The sequence below is a fragment of the Acinetobacter sp. YH12132 genome (assembly GCF_013418645.1).
Lineage (GTDB): Bacteria > Pseudomonadota > Gammaproteobacteria > Pseudomonadales > Moraxellaceae > Acinetobacter > Acinetobacter indicus.
Genome location: NZ_VPBR01000004.1, coordinates 165806 through 181977, shown reverse-complemented (window position 1 = coordinate 181977; position 16172 = coordinate 165806). Strand labels below are relative to the sequence as shown.

21 protein-coding genes are annotated in these 16172 nt (G+C 46.8%); all 21 read left to right on the top strand.

Features of this window, described 5'->3' with window-relative positions; translation table 11 throughout:
* Nucleotides 1-17: 17 nt before the first annotated feature.
* The 21 genes from FTU67_RS06500 (at nt 18) to cmk (ending at nt 16145) form a co-directional block, all read left to right on the top strand.
* Nucleotides 18-800 (top strand): ParA family protein, encoded by a 783-nt coding sequence (locus FTU67_RS06500; protein ID WP_005177476.1) that lies wholly within the window; start codon nt 18-20, stop codon nt 798-800.
* Nucleotides 797-1684, top strand: coding sequence for a ParB/RepB/Spo0J family partition protein (locus FTU67_RS06495; protein ID WP_005177477.1), 888 nt, complete (start codon nt 797-799; stop codon nt 1682-1684). Before FTU67_RS06500 ends, FTU67_RS06495 begins: the two co-directional genes overlap by 4 nt.
* A 31-nt stretch (nt 1685-1715) precedes the next feature.
* Complete coding sequence (locus FTU67_RS06490; protein ID WP_005177480.1) at nt 1716-2348, top strand: MotA/TolQ/ExbB proton channel family protein; 633 nt, start codon at nt 1716-1718, stop codon at nt 2346-2348.
* Between the two features lie 8 nt (nt 2349-2356).
* Nucleotides 2357-2779, top strand: a complete 423-nt coding sequence (locus FTU67_RS06485; protein WP_005177483.1) for a biopolymer transporter ExbD — start codon at nt 2357-2359, stop codon at nt 2777-2779.
* Nucleotides 2779-4503, top strand: a complete 1725-nt coding sequence (msbA, locus tag FTU67_RS06480; protein WP_180061561.1) for a lipid A export permease/ATP-binding protein MsbA — start codon at nt 2779-2781, stop codon at nt 4501-4503. The genes FTU67_RS06485 and msbA overlap by 1 nt, the downstream gene beginning before the upstream one ends.
* Nucleotides 4504-4509: 6 nt before the next feature.
* The gene (gene lpxK, locus FTU67_RS06475) at nt 4510-5526 is read left to right on the top strand and encodes a tetraacyldisaccharide 4'-kinase (protein WP_016658225.1); all 1017 of its coding nucleotides are present in this window, start codon (nt 4510-4512) and stop codon (nt 5524-5526) included.
* Nucleotides 5523-6287: a 3-deoxy-manno-octulosonate cytidylyltransferase gene (kdsB, locus tag FTU67_RS06470; protein WP_104488987.1), complete on the top strand. Its 765-nt coding sequence runs from the start codon at nt 5523-5525 to the stop codon at nt 6285-6287. Before lpxK ends, kdsB begins: the two co-directional genes overlap by 4 nt.
* Before the next feature lie 8 nt (nt 6288-6295).
* Nucleotides 6296-7279 (top strand): DNA polymerase III subunit delta', encoded by a 984-nt coding sequence (locus FTU67_RS06465; protein WP_075166783.1) that lies wholly within the window; start codon nt 6296-6298, stop codon nt 7277-7279.
* 11 nt (nt 7280-7290) lie between these two features.
* Entirely contained in the window at nt 7291-7632 is a 342-nt protein-coding gene (locus FTU67_RS06460; RefSeq protein ID WP_005177501.1) for a PilZ domain-containing protein, read from the top strand.
* A 29-nt stretch (nt 7633-7661) separates the two neighbouring features.
* Complete coding sequence (locus FTU67_RS06455; RefSeq protein ID WP_005177502.1) at nt 7662-8435, top strand: TatD family hydrolase; 774 nt, start codon at nt 7662-7664, stop codon at nt 8433-8435.
* Between the two features lie 60 nt (nt 8436-8495).
* Nucleotides 8496-9110, top strand: a complete 615-nt coding sequence (locus tag FTU67_RS06450; protein WP_075166784.1) for a TetR/AcrR family transcriptional regulator — start codon at nt 8496-8498, stop codon at nt 9108-9110.
* Nucleotides 9111-9115: 5 nt separating this feature from the next.
* Nucleotides 9116-9688 (top strand): prepilin-type N-terminal cleavage/methylation domain-containing protein, encoded by a 573-nt coding sequence (locus FTU67_RS06445; protein WP_180006533.1) that lies wholly within the window; start codon nt 9116-9118, stop codon nt 9686-9688.
* Between the two features lie 115 nt (nt 9689-9803).
* Nucleotides 9804-10175, top strand: coding sequence for a type II secretion system minor pseudopilin GspI (gene gspI, locus FTU67_RS06440; protein WP_228288776.1), 372 nt, complete (start codon nt 9804-9806; stop codon nt 10173-10175).
* Complete coding sequence (gene gspJ, locus FTU67_RS06435; protein ID WP_152342358.1) at nt 10172-10807, top strand: type II secretion system minor pseudopilin GspJ; 636 nt, start codon at nt 10172-10174, stop codon at nt 10805-10807. Before gspI ends, gspJ begins: the two co-directional genes overlap by 4 nt.
* A 45-nt stretch (nt 10808-10852) precedes the next feature.
* Nucleotides 10853-11800: a type II secretion system minor pseudopilin GspK gene (gene gspK, locus FTU67_RS06430; protein WP_180061560.1), complete on the top strand. Its 948-nt coding sequence runs from the start codon at nt 10853-10855 to the stop codon at nt 11798-11800.
* A 147-nt stretch (nt 11801-11947) separates the two neighbouring features.
* A complete protein-coding gene (locus FTU67_RS06425; RefSeq protein ID WP_005177512.1) occupies nt 11948-12544 on the top strand; it encodes a 6-carboxytetrahydropterin synthase in 597 nt (198 codons plus the stop codon).
* Between the two features lie 41 nt (nt 12545-12585).
* The gene (gene ung / locus FTU67_RS06420; protein WP_005177514.1) at nt 12586-13299 is read left to right on the top strand and encodes a uracil-DNA glycosylase; all 714 of its coding nucleotides are present in this window, start codon (nt 12586-12588) and stop codon (nt 13297-13299) included.
* On the top strand, nt 13296-14420 hold the full coding sequence (locus tag FTU67_RS06415; protein WP_005177517.1) for an enoyl-CoA hydratase/isomerase family protein: 1125 nt from the start codon (nt 13296-13298) through the stop codon (nt 14418-14420). Before ung ends, FTU67_RS06415 begins: the two co-directional genes overlap by 4 nt.
* Before the next feature lie 3 nt (nt 14421-14423).
* Complete coding sequence (gene tadA, locus FTU67_RS06410) at nt 14424-14945, top strand: tRNA adenosine(34) deaminase TadA (RefSeq protein ID WP_180061559.1); 522 nt, start codon at nt 14424-14426, stop codon at nt 14943-14945.
* 57 nt (nt 14946-15002) lie between these two features.
* On the top strand, nt 15003-15434 hold the full coding sequence (locus FTU67_RS06405; protein ID WP_104473640.1) for an SRPBCC family protein: 432 nt from the start codon (nt 15003-15005) through the stop codon (nt 15432-15434).
* A 27-nt stretch (nt 15435-15461) separates the two neighbouring features.
* Nucleotides 15462-16145 (top strand): (d)CMP kinase, encoded by a 684-nt coding sequence (gene cmk / locus FTU67_RS06400; RefSeq protein ID WP_016658215.1) that lies wholly within the window; start codon nt 15462-15464, stop codon nt 16143-16145.
* The last annotated feature ends 27 nt before the right edge of the window (nt 16146-16172 follow it).

Sequence of the window (16172 nt, the reverse complement as noted above, 5' to 3'; positions counted from 1 at the left end):
TAAGGATTGGGGTTACCATGGCACAAATTATTGCGATTGCGAACCAGAAAGGTGGTGTCGGTAAAACTACAACCGCAGTAAATTTGGCAGCATCGTTAGCTGTTTTGAAAAAGCGCGTTTTACTTGTGGATATGGATTCACAGGGAAATGCCACGATGGGTTCTGGTATCCAAAAAAACGACCTTCTATATTCCATTACCGATGTGTTGCTGGGCGAAGTGCCAATTGAAACGGCCATTACCAAATCGGAAGTGGGTTATAAGGTTTTAGGTGCAAACCGTGATTTGTCCGGTGTGGAACTGGCTATTGCCGAGCAGGAAGGGCGCGAGTTTATTCTGCGTGATGCACTGGGCGAAATTGAAAAAAGTTTTGACTACATTATTGTCGATTGTGCGCCAAGCTTAAGCTTAATTACCGTGAATGCGCTGGCTGCGGTACAGGGCGTGATGATTCCAATGCAATGTGAATACTATGCGCTGGAAGGTCTGGCCGATTTAACCCAGACCATCGACCGGATTCAGCAGGCTTTAAATCCAGAGCTGGAAATTATTGGTGTGCTGCGAACCATGTACGATGCGCGTAATGCATTAACCCGTGATGTGTCTGAAGAGCTGCAACAGTATTTTGGCAAAAAGCTGTATGACACCGTGATTCCACGTAATGTGCGTCTGGCCGAAGCACCGGCGCATGGTTTGCCTGTAATTTATTTTGAGAAAAGTTCAAAGGGTGCAGTTGCTTACCTGAATCTGGCAGCTGAAATGTTAAAGAAAAGCAAAGTGAAAAAAGGAAGTAAAGCATGACCATAAAAAAACGCGGACTCGCCAAAGGTCGTGGTTTGGATGCCTTACTTGGGTCGATCCAGAAAGAAAAATTACAACTTGAAGCCCAGTCTTTGGATCATGGTCAGCTAAAACAGATTGATGTGCATTTATTAAAACGGGGTGAATATCAGCCACGCCGTTTTATCCATGAACAGGACTTACAGGAACTTGCCGCCTCGATTGAAAAACACGGGGTCATGCAACCGATTGTGATTCGTCCGATTGATGACGAACAGCATCCGTATGAAATTATTGCTGGTGAACGTCGCTGGCGTGCCGCACAGCTGGCGGGACTCACCGAAGTTCCGGCAATTGTCCGTGACCTGACCGATCAGGTGGCGATTGCACTGGCTTTAATTGAAAATATTCAGCGTCAGGATCTGAATCCGATTGATCAGGCCATGGCCTTGCAGCGCTTCCATGACGAGTTTGGTCTGAGCCATCAGGAAATTGCCGACACCGTCGGTAAGGCACGAACTACGGTCAGTAACCTGTTGCGTTTGTTGACTTTAACTGAAGAAGTTAAAGACCTGATGCAGCAAGGGCTGCTGGATATGGGCCATGCGCGCGCCATTTTGACCTTAAAAGCCAAAGATCAGCTGAAAGTGGCTGAACTGGTGATTGAAAAGAGTTTGTCGGTCCGTCAGACCGAACAGCTGGTGCGTGACTGGAGCGCACCAAAAACAGAAAAACCAAAAGCAGAACCGGCACCGGATATTCAGCAACTGACACAACGTCTGTCAGAGCGTTTCAGTGCCAATGTCAAAATTGATCATAACAAGCAGGGTAAGGGGAAGCTGGTGATCAGCTATCACTCCTTAGAAGAACTAGATGGTATTTTAAATATCTGCTTGGCTGATTAATTTTTATTGTAGATTTATTGGGGAAAATCGAATGTGGGAATTGGTAAAAGCAGGCGGCTGGCTGATGCTGCCGTTACTGTTGTGCTCTGTGTTTACGCTGGCCATCAGTATTGAGCGTTTTTTACGTCTTAAGCGTGCCGGTGTGGTGCCGAAAGCCTTGCAATTACAAACCGGACAGCCGGTGCAAGGCGTGTTACAGCAGTTGCAGCAATCGGAAAATTTACAGCACAGTACTTTGGGCCGAATCTTTATGGCTGGTGCGCAAAATAAACACCAGTCTGAACAGTTTGCGCGCGCGCAGATGGAAGCGACAGCCTCTCAGGAAATTGGCTATCTGGAAAAAAATATTAATTTCCTCGGGACTTTAAGTGCTGTGGCGCCGTTGCTGGGCTTATTGGGGACCGTTCTGGGGATTATTGAATCTTTCCTGATGATTGATATCAGTTCAAGCAATCCGACTTTAATGATTCCGGGGATTTCCAAAGCACTGATTACCACCGCAGCGGGTATGCTGATTGCGGTGCCGGCTTTATTTGCTTACCGTTATTTCCAGCGTCTGGTACAGGAATATGTGGCCGAGCTGGAACAGCAGGCGACATTGTTTCATGCTGCGCTGTTTCATCAAACCCAGATTGTTGATGAAGACATTAAAAAAGCAGGCTAAGGTGACCTATGAAATTCAAACGCTCGCAAGTGGAAGATATTCATATTAACCTGACACCGATGATTGACTGTTTGCTGTTTATTCTGGTGTTCCTGTTACTGTCCACCAGTTTTAACCAGTTTAGCCGGATGAACCTGACCTTGCCGGAAGCGCAAGGGGTGCCACCGAAAGCCTATGACCAGAAAGTCGAGGTGGTGGTCGATGCTTCCGGGCATTATTCGGTCAACGGGCAGGCGCTTTCCAGCAAGGAAGTTGCTGATTTAAATACAGCAATTAAACAAATTTCCAATGATCGACGTGATTTAATGTTTATCATTGCGGCAGACGCGAAAGCTTCTCATCAGGATGTGATTCGTGTCATGGATGTTGCGGGACAACTGGGTTTCGTCAACATTAACATCAGTACGAAAGTACCAACTCGAGGCTATTAGTGAATCCGGATTATAAAGTCTACCTGCGTCTACTCGGTTATTTAAAACCTTTCTGGGGAATCGCAATTCTGGTTGTGGTGGGTTTTGCCATCAATGCGGCGACTGAGGTATCAGTGGCCAAGTTGCTGGAAAAAATTATTACGGCAATTCAGGAAAAAGACTACACCTTCACCCACCTGTTTCCTTTTCTGGTGGTGTTGCTGATGTTTTTCCGTGGTGTCGGCCTGTTTCTGGGCGGCTACTATACCGCGGTCATTTCACGTAATCTGGTGTTTAATGTGCGCCAGGAAGTATTTGCCAAATTGCTGCGCTTACCGTCGCAGTATTATCTGGACAATACCAGTGGCCACATTACTGCCAAAATCATGTATAACGTGGAGCAGCTGACAGCGGCTTCCACCGAATCTTTGCGTACCTTGCTGCAACAGGGTTTAATTACCATCGCCTTGCTTGGTTACCTGTTTTATAGCAACTGGCGTTTGACCATCTGTATCCTGATTTTTGCCCCGCTGATTGGCCTGTTAATCCGGAAAGCCGCCAAGCGTATGCGTAAGCTGTCAATTCAGGTGCAGGATACCATGGGTGATGTGAACCACGTGGTGCAGGAAACTGTAAACGGCAATCTGGTGGTGAAAGGTTTTGCCGGTCATCAATACGAGCAGGAACGCTTTAAACAGAACTCACTGGAAAACTTGCGCCGTGGCCTGAAAATGGTAGCTGTGCAGCAGCTCAACAGTCCGGTGGTACAGTTGATCATGTCGATTGCACTCTCCATCGTGATCTGGATTGCGCTGCGCCCGGAAATTTTACGTGACACCTCAGCTGGTGAATTTGTGGCCTATATTACTGCCGCTGGTATGCTGAGCAAACCAATTAAAGCGCTAACCGATATCAACGAAAAACTGCAACGCGGTATGGCGGCGGCGCATTCTGTATTTGAACTGCTGGATATGCCGGAAGAAAAAAATACTGGTACCTTAACTCCAGCCTTAAAAGGCAATATTGAATTTGATCAGGCCAATCTGGTCTATGCCGATGGCCATCATGCCATTCATGACTTTAGCCTGAATGTTAAAGCCGGTGAAACCGTGGCACTGGTCGGACGTTCAGGGGCGGGCAAAAGCTCACTGGTTAATTTGCTGGTGCGTTTTCAGGAATTATCTTCAGGCCAGATCAAGCTGGATGGGCTGGATATTCATCAGATTGAACTGAATAGCCTGCGTACCCAAATTGCCATGGTCAATCAGCAGGTGGTGCTGTTTAACCGTACCGTGCGTGAAAATATTGCGTATGGTCAGCTGGAAGGTGCGTCGGATGAAGAGATCATCGCGGCGGCCAAAGCGGCGTATGCGCATGATTTTATTATGGCCTTACCACAAGGTTATGACACACCACTCGGTGCGCAGGGTTTAAACCTGTCCGGTGGTCAGCGTCAGCGTATCGCGATTGCCCGTGCTATTTTGAAAAATGCGCCGATCCTGATTTTGGATGAGGCGACCAGTGCATTAGACAATGAATCTGAATACTTTATTCAACGTGCCTTTGATGCAGCGATGCAGAATCGTACCACCATTGTCATTGCACACCGTTTATCTACCATTGAAAATGCCGACCGTATTGTGGTGATGGATCAGGGGTGTATTATTGAGCAGGGTACCCATCAGGAACTGTTAAACCAGCAGGGTGCTTATTATCAGTTGCATCAGCGCAATTTCGAGGAATAATCAGCCATGTCATTTGCACAATTCATTCAGGACGCTTGGAACAAGCAAGCCAAATGGTTGGTTGTGCTACGGCCGTTGGCGCTGTTATATCGTGGTGGCAGTGTGCTGAATCAGAAGCTGTATGCTTCGGGGATGAAAGCAGCCTATACCGCACCAGTGCCGGTGATGGTGATTGGCAACATTACTGTAGGCGGTAGCGGCAAAACGCCGCTGCTGATTCATCTGGTTAATTATCTGCATAGCCTGAATGTGCGTGTTGGCGTAATTAGCCGCGGCTATGGCGGCAAAGGCCCATTCCCGGCCTATGTTGATTTTGAATCGACGCCGGACATGGTCGGCGATGAACCCTGTCTGATTGTACAATCTACCGGTGCGCCAATGGCGGTCGGTGCCAATCGTCAGCAGAGTATTGAATTGCTGCTGTCCAGACATGAACTGGACCTGATTATCAGTGATGATGGTTTGCAACATCTGGCGCTCAATCGCCAATTGGAATGGATTGTGCTGGATAATAATCGCGGTCTGGGCAATGAAAAAATTCTGCCTGAAGGTTATTTGCGAGAGCCGAAAAGCCGCCTGAATACAGCAACCGTGATTGAACATGCGGCACAGCCAAGTTCAGCGCTGAATATGCATCTGGAAGTGGCTGAGCCTTATTTACTTAATGCCATAGAGGGTAAGGTGTTTAATCCGCAAGAGGCTTTTTATGCCGTGGTTGGGATTGGTTTTCCGCAGCGCTTTTACCGCACTTTAGAGTCGATGGGCATCCAGCAATTCCAGTGCCACGAATTTCCAGATCATCATGATTATGAAATTGATGACTTGCAGTTTGAAGATCATCAACCGATTATTACCACCGAAAAAGATGCGGTGAAAATTTTGCCCTTGCTGAAACAGTATCCTGATTTTAACCGGGAAATCTGGGTGGTGCCGGTTGAAGCGGTATTGTCACCTGCTTGTTATCAGGTTTTGCATCAACAGTTAGCGCAACTGGGTTTGACCCTGAATGAAGGACAGTTATGAAACACATCGTTATTCCTGCACGTTTTGCCAGTTCACGCTTACCGGGTAAGCCCTTACTTGAAATTCATGGCCGTCCCATGATTTTACGGGTGGTGGATCAGGCCAAAAAAGTTGAAGGTTTTGATGACTTATGTGTGGCGACAGATGATGTGCGTATTGCCGATGTCTGCCGCGCTGAAGGGGTGGATGTGGTCTTGACTTCAGCGGATCATCCTTCCGGGACTGACCGTTTAAGTGAAGTAGCGCGAATCAAAGGCTGGGCCAGTGATGACATTATTGTCAATGTGCAAGGTGATGAACCTTTATTGCCCGCGCAGCTGGTGAAACAGGTGGCGCAGCTCTTGGTTGATCAGCCCGGCTGTTCGATGTCGACACTGTGTGAACCGATTCATGCACTGGATGAGTTCCAGCGTGACAGCATTGTCAAAGTGGTGATGTCCAAGCACAATCAGGCTTTGTATTTTAGCCGCGCGACCATTCCTTATGATCGTGACGGGGCGAAAAATGCCGTGCCGCAATTGCATGATCAGGCTTATCGTCATTTGGGCCTGTATGCCTATCGGGTAAAACTGTTACAGGAATATGTGACTTGGGAGATGGGTCTGCTGGAGCGTCTGGAAAGTCTGGAGCAGCTGCGGGTGCTGGAAAATGGACATCGGATTGCGATTGCCGTGGCTGAAGCCAATTTACCGCCGGGTGTCGATACCCAGGAAGATCTGGATCGTTTGAATGCGCTTGATCTTGCACATTTTGAATCGTAGAGCTGGCCATGCAGAATGAAGTGACTGCGCAGATTTATCCCTGGCAGCAAACAGTTTGGGATACACTAACGGGCAGATTTCCCCAGTTGGGCCATGGACTGCTGTTTTATGGTAAAAAAGGCTGTGGCAAAGAAGCTTTTGCGCAGCAGTTTCTGGCCTGGATTTTGTGCCAGCATCGTCATGAGCGCAATCTGCCCTGTGGCGAGTGCGGCAGTTGTCAATGGTTAAAATCAGATACGCATCCGAATTATGTTTATATCACGATCGATGAAGAGAATAAAAAACAAAACGCGAAAATTAAGATCGAGAAGATCCGTGATTTATTACCATTTGTGCAACAAACCGTAGATGGCTGGCGGGTCATTGTGATTGAGCCGGCAGAAGCCTTGAATATTGCCTCTGCCAATGCCTTGCTAAAAACACTGGAAGAACCCGGCGAGCGGGTGGTGATTATCTTGCTGGCCGATCATTATCTAAAGCTGCCCGCAACTATTCGCAGCCGTTTACAGCATTTTGCCCTCGACCGGATTGCCCCGGAACTGGCCCATGATTTTTTAAGCCAGCACTTGCCGGAAAGCAGCGAGCAGCAAAAACAGCTGCTGATGAACCTGTCCAATCAGATGCCGCTGCAAGCCATTCAGGTGGCCGAGCAGGACTGGTTCTTTAAGCGCGCTGACTTTGTGCAAGACTGGCAAAAATTGGTCAGTCAAAAAAATATGCCGATGGCAATTGCGACCAAGTGGAATAAAGAGCTGAGTTTTAGTGAATTTGGTCAGATGTTTGAATACTTGTTGTCAGATTTGATTTGTGTCAAGCTAAATCAACCGGTGAAAAACATCGACTTGACACTAAGCGCGCTGGCCGAGCAGTATTCGCTGGAAGCATTATTTGATATTTATAGTGATATACAACAATCAAAACAGATGACAGAGCAGAATGTTCAAAGCAATCTGATTCTTGATCAGCTGTGTATAAAATTGATGAATCTTTAAGGGGAAACAGTATGCAGCCACGTATGGGCGGAATTATCCAGGCCAATATTCCAGATCTAGAAACGCTTTATTTAAGTTATATGCCCTATGTGGTCGATGGCGGACTGTTTATTCCTTCCAAGCAACCGGTGCAGATGGGCGAAGAAATCTTTGTACTGGCGACCTTGCCGGAACAATCACAAAAAATTCCACTGACCGGTAAAGTAATCTGGATTTCACAAAAACAGAATGGGGTGAAATTACAGGGCTTTGGTATTCAACTCAGTGGTGAAAAGGGTCTGTATTACAAAGCAGAAGCAGAAAGACTACTGGCAGGACTTAAGTCTTCAAATCGAAACAGTTACACTATGTAGTCTGTTCTAAGTTGTTGTAGGAAACGCCTGTGTTTGTAGATACGCATTGTCATTTAACCATGCTCGATTTAACTCCGTATGATGGAAATCTGGATCTGGCATTGGCGCAGGCGCGAGAAGCCGGCGTATCTAAATTTATGAGTATTTCGGTCGATCTGGATGACCATATCGAACTGGCAAAAATTGCCGCACGTCATGCAGATGTCGGTTATACCGTGGGTGTGCATCCTTGTGAAGATGCGGCCACCATGGCGCGTGCCACCACTGACTATCTGGTCGAGCTGGCACAACCGGAAAAAGTCTGGGCGCTGGGGGAAACCGGGCTGGATTATTATCACAGTACCGATTTTATTGCCGAGCAGAAAGACTGTTTTGCCCGCCATATCCATGCCTCGCAAATCGTAAAAAAACCGGTGGTGGTGCATACCCGTTCAGCCAAGCATGATACGGTTGATATTATCCGCGCGGAAAAATCAACCCATGGGATTTTGCACTGTTTTACCGAAGACTGGGAAACCGCCAAAGCGGTACTGGACTGCGGTTACTATGTCTCTTTCTCGGGTATTGTGTCGTTTAAAAATGCCCAGGATTTACGGGATGTGGCCAAGCAGGTGCCGCTAGATCGTGTCCTGATTGAAACCGATTCGCCGTATCTGGCGCCAATGCCATATCGTGGTAAATCAAATGAACCAAAATATGTCCCATATGTAGCCAAAGCCCTGAGTGATGTATATGATAAGTCACTGGAAGAGATGGCTTTCATTACCATGCAGAATTTTGAGAACCTCTTGAACCAAAAGTAAAAATCTAGAAATTTTTAAAACTGACCGATAAGTGCATAAGAGAGAGTTTATAGGGTGAAGATGGATCGTCAGGCTCAATTTCGAGCAAGAGAAACCTTAATTTTTCAAGTGGCAGAGCAATTGCTATTAGAAAATGGTGAAGCAGGGATGACGCTTGATGCCTTGGCCGCAGAATTGGACCTGGCCAAAGGCACGCTTTATAAACATTTCCAGAGTAAAGACGAGCTGTACATGTTGCTGATTATTCGTAATGAGAACATGCTGCTCGAAATGATCAAGGATGCTGAGAAAAAGTTTCCTGAACATTTGGCCTTCTTTATGCTGCATCACTTGCATCATCCAGAGCGCACGGTACTGTTTCATCAGATTGAAGAGCGCCTGTCGACTACCGGTATGGGCATCAACCATCTGTTTAACGAGCTGTATCAGGTGCGTAAACAGCGCCTGCGTCTGATTATTCGCATGACTGAGCATTATCTGGAATCAATTCAGAGCAAAATGTCGGTGCGTGACTATCTGGCTTCGATCTGGTCGTTGACGCACGGTGCGGCAGCCATTCTAAACTCCAGTTTCTACCAGCGCTATCTGGGTTCACGCGATACCTTGCGCGTGGCCTATATCGACCAGGCGCTGGCCTTGCCGAAACAAGTTCAACATCTCGAACAGATCGCCTAAACCTCATGACTAGATCGCATCACTTCTCATCTGTTCGTGGTTTTACACTCATTGAATTGATGGTGGTGATTGTGGTCATGGCCATTGCCGCCTCACTGGTGCTGATGAATATTGGCGGGGTGGACCAGCGCAGCGCCATGCAGGCACGTGAAGTGTTTTTGATGGATGTGAAGAAGCTGCAACGCGAAGCAGACGATCAGTCGCGTGTGCTGGCTCTAAATGTTCAAAATGCCACCGATGTGTCACCATTTCGTTATGAAGTTCTGGAATATTTGCCAGCAACCACCGCTACCGACAGTTCAAGCGTCATGCTCAGTCAAGCCGCGACCCGCTGGCAAAAATATGCCGAATTTGAGATGCAAAGTTTGCCTGATGGGGTGAGCTTTCAGATTCAGCCTTTACAACACGGATTTGAGAATGCGCAGAATGCTGCCTTGCTGCAAGGCGATGCACCGAAATTGATCTGGCTGGGGAATGGTGAAGTTAAGCCGGTGCGGATTCAGTTTTATTTCGAGCAGCGTCCGGTTGGGGCTGAAATCGAAATTGATCATCTGGGTAAGATCGTGAATGAAGAATAGATTATTTTCAGCGTTCTTGTCGCCTGATCTGCAAAAACTAAACCGGCTTTTCTCCAGCTGTTCAACATCCGCGTACCGATTACGAGCACATCCGCATCAGACCCGATTCAAGCGTATTGCCGGTTTTACCTTGCTGGAAGTAATGGTGGCACTGGCGATTTTTGCTACAGCTGCTATGGCGCTGACTCAAGTGGCCATGCAATATACCCAGTCGACCTCTCATGCCATTTTAAGAACCAAAGCGCAGTTTGTGGCCTTAAACGAACAGGCTCTAATGGAAATCCAGCAGGACTGGCTGACGGGTACGCAATCAAAACAGGTCACCCTGCAAGGTGAAAGCTGGCAAATTGATAAAAGCGCACAGCCGACCATTAGCCCGAATGTGCAGCGGGTAGAAGTGCAGGTCAGCTTATTTAACCCCGATACCGGTCAGGTTGAAGCCGGCATCACCCATTTGGTGTTTTTTAATCATCGGGTGGCGCAATGATTAAGGCTAAACGCGGATTTACTCTGGTCGAGCTGCTGGTGGCCATTGCCATCTTTGCGGTGCTGTCTGCCTTAGGCTGGAAAGTATTTGATTATCTGGTCAAGGTCAAAGACCGTAACCAGTGGCATGAACAGCAGTTAGAAGGATTGCAGGGTGCCTATCAGCAAATCTTGCGTGACAGCATTCAGATTGTACCGCTGACGGCCAACATCAATAATGATATTCAGCCAGCTTTGGTATTACAAAACGGCCGTTTTAATTTTAGCAAGACCGGTGTGACCGATCCTTTGCAGCAGGGCATTGCCCCCACTGAACGGATTGAATATCAGTACCGGGCCGACGAACAAAAACTGTATCGTCTGAAATATGCCAATTTGCATCAATCCGGGCAGGATCAGCCGGTTTCCAGCGTATTATTGGACAATGTTAGCCAGTTTCAGGTTAGTGTGCTGAATCCGCAGGAACTGAGTAACTGGCCAGACAGCAGTATTGACTTAAATGATAATCAACAAAAACGCAAACTGCCAAAAGGCATTAAAATAAATTTAACCGTACAAGATGTACAATATGAATGGATTTTTAGCCTGTTAAATACTGACTTCCTGAAATCAGACAATAAAACCACATCATAAAACAGGCACTAAAGATAGGCAGTGAATGGGGCAATGGGACAGAACATGAAGCAGCAACAGGGTATTGCGCTAATCACCATTTTAATGATGGTGGCATTGGCCACCATTTTGGCGGCGACCATTGCCAAACGTCAGGCCTATACCGCAGAAAGTACTGCTTATTTAATGCGGCAGAACCAGTCCTTGCTCTATGCCAAAAGTGCCGAAGCCTTCTTCGCTGAATTGCTCAAAGATGATGCTGAAAATGCTGCCGAGGTCGATCATCTGCAAGAAAACTGGGCCCAGCCGATGCCAGCCTTTCCTGTCGAAGATGGTTTTGTGGCGGGTGTGTTGAGTGATGAATCGGGGAAGTTCAATTTAAATGCCTTGCTGAATGACAATGGCAATGTTAATGAAAATGCCAAACTGTATTTTGAACGGCTGCTGGTGCGTGTTGGCTTGCCTGCCCAAATCAGTGAAGCGGTAATTGACTGGCAAGATGCCGATGATTTACCCATCGGGCCGATGGGTGCCGAGAGTAGCTATTATCAGGGCCTACCTAATAGTTATTTACCTTCAAATTCCCTGTTTTATAGTGTCGAAGAACTGAAACAGGTGCGCGGCTTTGAAGAGGGCCAATATCAGCTGTTACTGCCTTATGTCAGTGCTTTGCCGAACCGCAGTACCAGTATCAACATCAATACGGCACCGGCTTTGGTGCTGGCCAGTATTGATGACAAGCTGGATGTGAACCAGATTCAGCAGGTGCTGCAACAGCGTCAGGCCAATCTGGAGCATTTTGCCAATACGCAGGAACTGTGGGAGCTGGATGCCTTTAAACAGGTGGATGCCGCCCTGAAAGCTCAGGTCGGTGCTTTACTGGGGGTACAGTCCAATTACTTTAAGGCAAAAATTGAAGTGATGCTGAGTGAACGCAAACGCCAGTTTAGTAGTGATCTGGTGCGCGATAAAAAAACGGTTTATGTGGCCTATCGCAGCATGGCATCATTTTAAAACACAGCCTTTCAGCGCAATTTTCACTGTGCATAAAGCGAGATAGGTTTTAGCTATCAAGTTAAACAGCAAATTTAATGCTTATTCCTTTAATTTTGCTTTATAATTAATAGTCGATTCACAAATAATCTGGCCTGATCGGGACACATGTTAATTCGTAAGTTATTTAAGTTTGAAAATGCTCATATTGTGCGTAACTGCACTTCAGACCGCTGTAAACGTTCAATACACGGCCATAGCTATAAAGTTGAGCTGTTACTTAAGGCAACGAAATTAGATCATGGTCAAATGGTCTATGATTTTGGCTTGCTAAAAGGTGTGATTAAAGAAATTTTTGATTCTTTCGATCATGCGATCTGTTTCTGGCAACAGGACAATCCGGATTATATTCAGGCCTGCCAAAACTTCAGTGCACGCTGGGTCTCTTTACCAGTATCGCCATCTGCCGAGCAGTTTTCCCGTATTTTCTTCTTTCTGGCGCAGCAGGTGCTGGCCTCAACCATCACCCAGAATGGTGAAGGTGATGTTGAAGTCTATTCGGTAATTGTGCATGAAACCGATACCGGTTATGCGCAAAGCTTTTTAGAAGATATTGAAAACGAACAAATGGGACGGCTTGCCCTGGATCAGATCGAGTTTTCAGCGCAGGTGCGCGCGGAATGGTCAGATCCCGAGATGTATGAAAAATTGAAACAGGGTATTAAATTCCAAAACCCAAGCGTAGATTTACAGGTTAAACTCTAATACACACATCCTGACATGGATATAAAGGATTTAATACAGGTATGTCTTTAACTGAACAGCAACACGCGAAACTGGAGAAGGTTCAGTTAGATGCGAGCTGGAAATATGCCCTGAGCGATTTTTTGCTGGGTGAGAAAATGGATGCCTTAAAAGCATTCCTACTCGAAGAAAAACAAGCCAATAAAGTGATTTATCCACCAAGTGGCTTAATTTTTAATGCACTAAATACCACGCCGCTAGAGCAGGTCAAAGTCGTTATTCTGGGCCAAGATCCTTATCATGGTCCGAATCAGGCACATGGCCTGAGCTTTTCTGTGCAGAGAGGGGTTGCATTACCGCCATCTTTACGTAATATTTTCCATGAGTTACATACCGACTTGGGGCTAGATATTCCCAAGCATGGCGATTTAACCCGTTGGGCGGAACAGGGTGTGCTGCTGTTAAACAGTGTCCTGACTGTTGAGGCTGCACAGCCAACATCGCATCAGAAGCGGGGCTGGGAAGAATTTACAGATCATGTGATTGATGTCCTAAATGAACAGCGTGAGCATATTGTGTTCATTTTATGGGGTGCCTATGCACAGCGTAAGGGACAACGCATTGATCCGAATAAACACTTAATCTTGAAAGCCGCACATCCGTCGCCGCTGGCGGCAAACCGTGGTGGTTTTTTTGGATGTAAAGTGTTTTCAAAAACAAATAATTACCTGAAACAACATGGCATTGAGCCTATAGACTGGCAGCTGGACGCATGACACAAACTCCCGTATTGAAACAGTATCATCCCGATTTAATTGTTGAAGAAGCACAAAATGGCTGGCGTATTGTTCGTTTGAATCGCCCAAAGTCGTTGCATGCACTGGATGAATCTATCGTGACTGCTTTACTGGAAGTCTTTCAGGACTTTCATACGGATGAGCAGGTGAAAGCCATTTGGCTCGATTCCACTACACCAAAAGCCTTCTGTGCCGGTGGCGATGTGCGCAAACTGCGTCAACTGGTGATTAATGACGAAGTTGAGGCAGCCAATAAATTCTTTGAACAGGAATATGCGCTGGATTTGTTGCTGCATAACTATGCCAAACCGGTTCTGGTCTGGGGTGAAGGTTATGTGATGGGCGGTGGTTTGGGTCTGTTTATGGCAGCGCCGTTCCGTCTGGTAACCCCGCATTCACGTCTGGCAATGCCGGAAATTAATATCGGTCTTTATCCAGATGTAGGTGCATCGCGCTTTCTGGCAGATCGGGGTGCTATTGGTCTGTTCACTGGTTTAACCGGTTCGATTATGACTGCCGCCGGCGCTTACGGAATTGGCTGGGCCACACATATCTGTGATGTCGCACGTGATGTGGTGTTGGACCGGATGATTAATATTGACTGGGATCATTATCCTGCCGGTGATTTCCGTGCTATTGATGACACTTTGAACAGTATGCATCGTCCGGTTGGACCAGGACCATTACAGAATTCGTTGGATGTAATTCATAGCGTGTGTCGTGGTGTCAACTTTGAACATGACTATGAAGCAATTGTCGGTTTAAGTGATGCGCGTAGCGACTGGCTGCGTCAGGCCAGTGAAAACCTGCAAAAAGGTTCACTGACAACTGCAGCCCTAAGCTGGTTATTATGGCAATGGGGCAAACAGGTGCATTCATGGAATGAAGTGTTTGAACTGGAAACCCAGATTTCGGCCTGGAAAATCAATCACCCTGACTTTGTTGAGGGTGTGCGTGCCCGTCTGGTCGATAAGGATTTATCTCCAGAGTGGAAGCAGGGCGCTGATCGCAGCCTAAAAGGTATTCTGGCCGATGATCCACCGGTGACGTCAATTCAAAGCTGGAATGACCTGCTGAAACGTCATGGTGTTATCAGCTGATTTATGTCTGATGTTGAAGCTTATTCTGATGAATACTGGATGCAGCATGCTTTTGAGCAGGCTGCATTAGCGGCCTCGCAGGGAGAAATTCCTGTCGGGGCAATTTTAGTCAGTCAGAACCAGATCATTGGGGCGGGCTATAATGCGCCCATTTCCCTGAATGATCCTACCGCGCATGCTGAAATTCTGGCGATTCGTCAGGCCTGTATTCACATTGAAAATTATCGCTTGCCGGAAGATACCACGCTTTATGTTACGCTTGAGCCGTGTACTATGTGTGTGGGTGCGCTGATTCATGCCCGAGTAAAACGGGTAGTCTTTGGCACCACCGAGCCGAAAGCCGGTTCTCTGGTCAGTGCACGCCAATTGCTGGACAGTGGCTATTATAATCATCTGTTTGAGTTTGAAGCGGGCTGTTTACAAGCCCAGTGTGCAGCCCAGCTGAGTGATTTTTTCAAGCTGCGTCGTGAGCAGAAAAGACAGCAAAAATTACAACAAAAGTCCTTAAATGATCAGAATCTTTAAAGCATTTTCCTCTACACTAAGCCGTGTATGTGATTGAATCCCTTTAGGAACAATAAAATGAACGCTATTCAAATTAAAAAAGAATTTAATGCGCCTGTAGCACAGGTATTTGAATTAATGTCGAAACATGCCACCTATAACACCGCTTTTGCACCTTTACAGGTTAAGCGTGTCAAGGATTCCGCTGATCCTGAACGCCCGGATGGTGTGGGTTCGGTGCGCCGGATGGGTTTTGGCCCGGTTAAGCCTTTGCAGGAGCAGATTACGGTGCTCGAGCCAAATCAGCGGATTGAATATAAAATTATTAAAAATCCGTTGGTGAAACATCATTTGGGCGTGATTGAATTTGAGCCGGTGGCAGAAGATAAAACCCTGGTGACCTACCGGATTGAGCTGCAGGCACGCGCGCCTTTTGTCAGTAAACTCATTCTTGCCCAGTTGAAAACTGCAATTAAAATCGGTTTAAGTAAACTGGCTAAATCTGTATAAAAATCTGTAAATATGTCTGGAAACGCAATGACAGTTCAAATTATTACCATTGATGGGCCAAGTGGCTCAGGTAAAGGTACGCTTGCCGCCAAACTGGCTGCACATTATCAATTTCACTTGCTGGATTCAGGCGCGCTGTATCGTCTGCTTGGGCTGTCATTGCATAAGGCAGATTTGCTGGAAAGTCTGAGTAACGAACTAAGCAAATGCATCGAAATTGCAACAAACTTAGACATCAAATTTCAGAGCACAGCAACCGGCACTCAGGTCATGCTGGATGGCGAAGATGTCAGCCAGACCATCCGTACCGAACGTGTCGGAGAATATGCTTCAAAAGTAGCAGCAATTCCGGAACTTAGAACGGCATTGTTGGCCCGTCAGCGTGCTTTTGCCCAGGCGCCGGGGCTGGTAGCCGATGGTCGTGACATGGCCACCTCCATTTTTCCTGAAGCACAAGCCAAAATTTATCTGACTGCATCGGCAGAGTCGCGCGCGCAAAGACGTGTAAAACAGTTGCAGGGTATGGGGCTGGATGCTAAAATAAACGACATTTTAGCTAATATCGAAGCTCGCGACAAACGGGATATGGAGCGCGAAGTTGCTCCACTCAAGCCAGCGGTTGATGCTTACATCATTGACAGTTCAGATTTGAACATCGATGAAGTCTTTCAACTGATGACACGTTATGTCGATCAGCAATTAGCAAACTAAATTTATTCAGCGAATGCATAGCTTGAT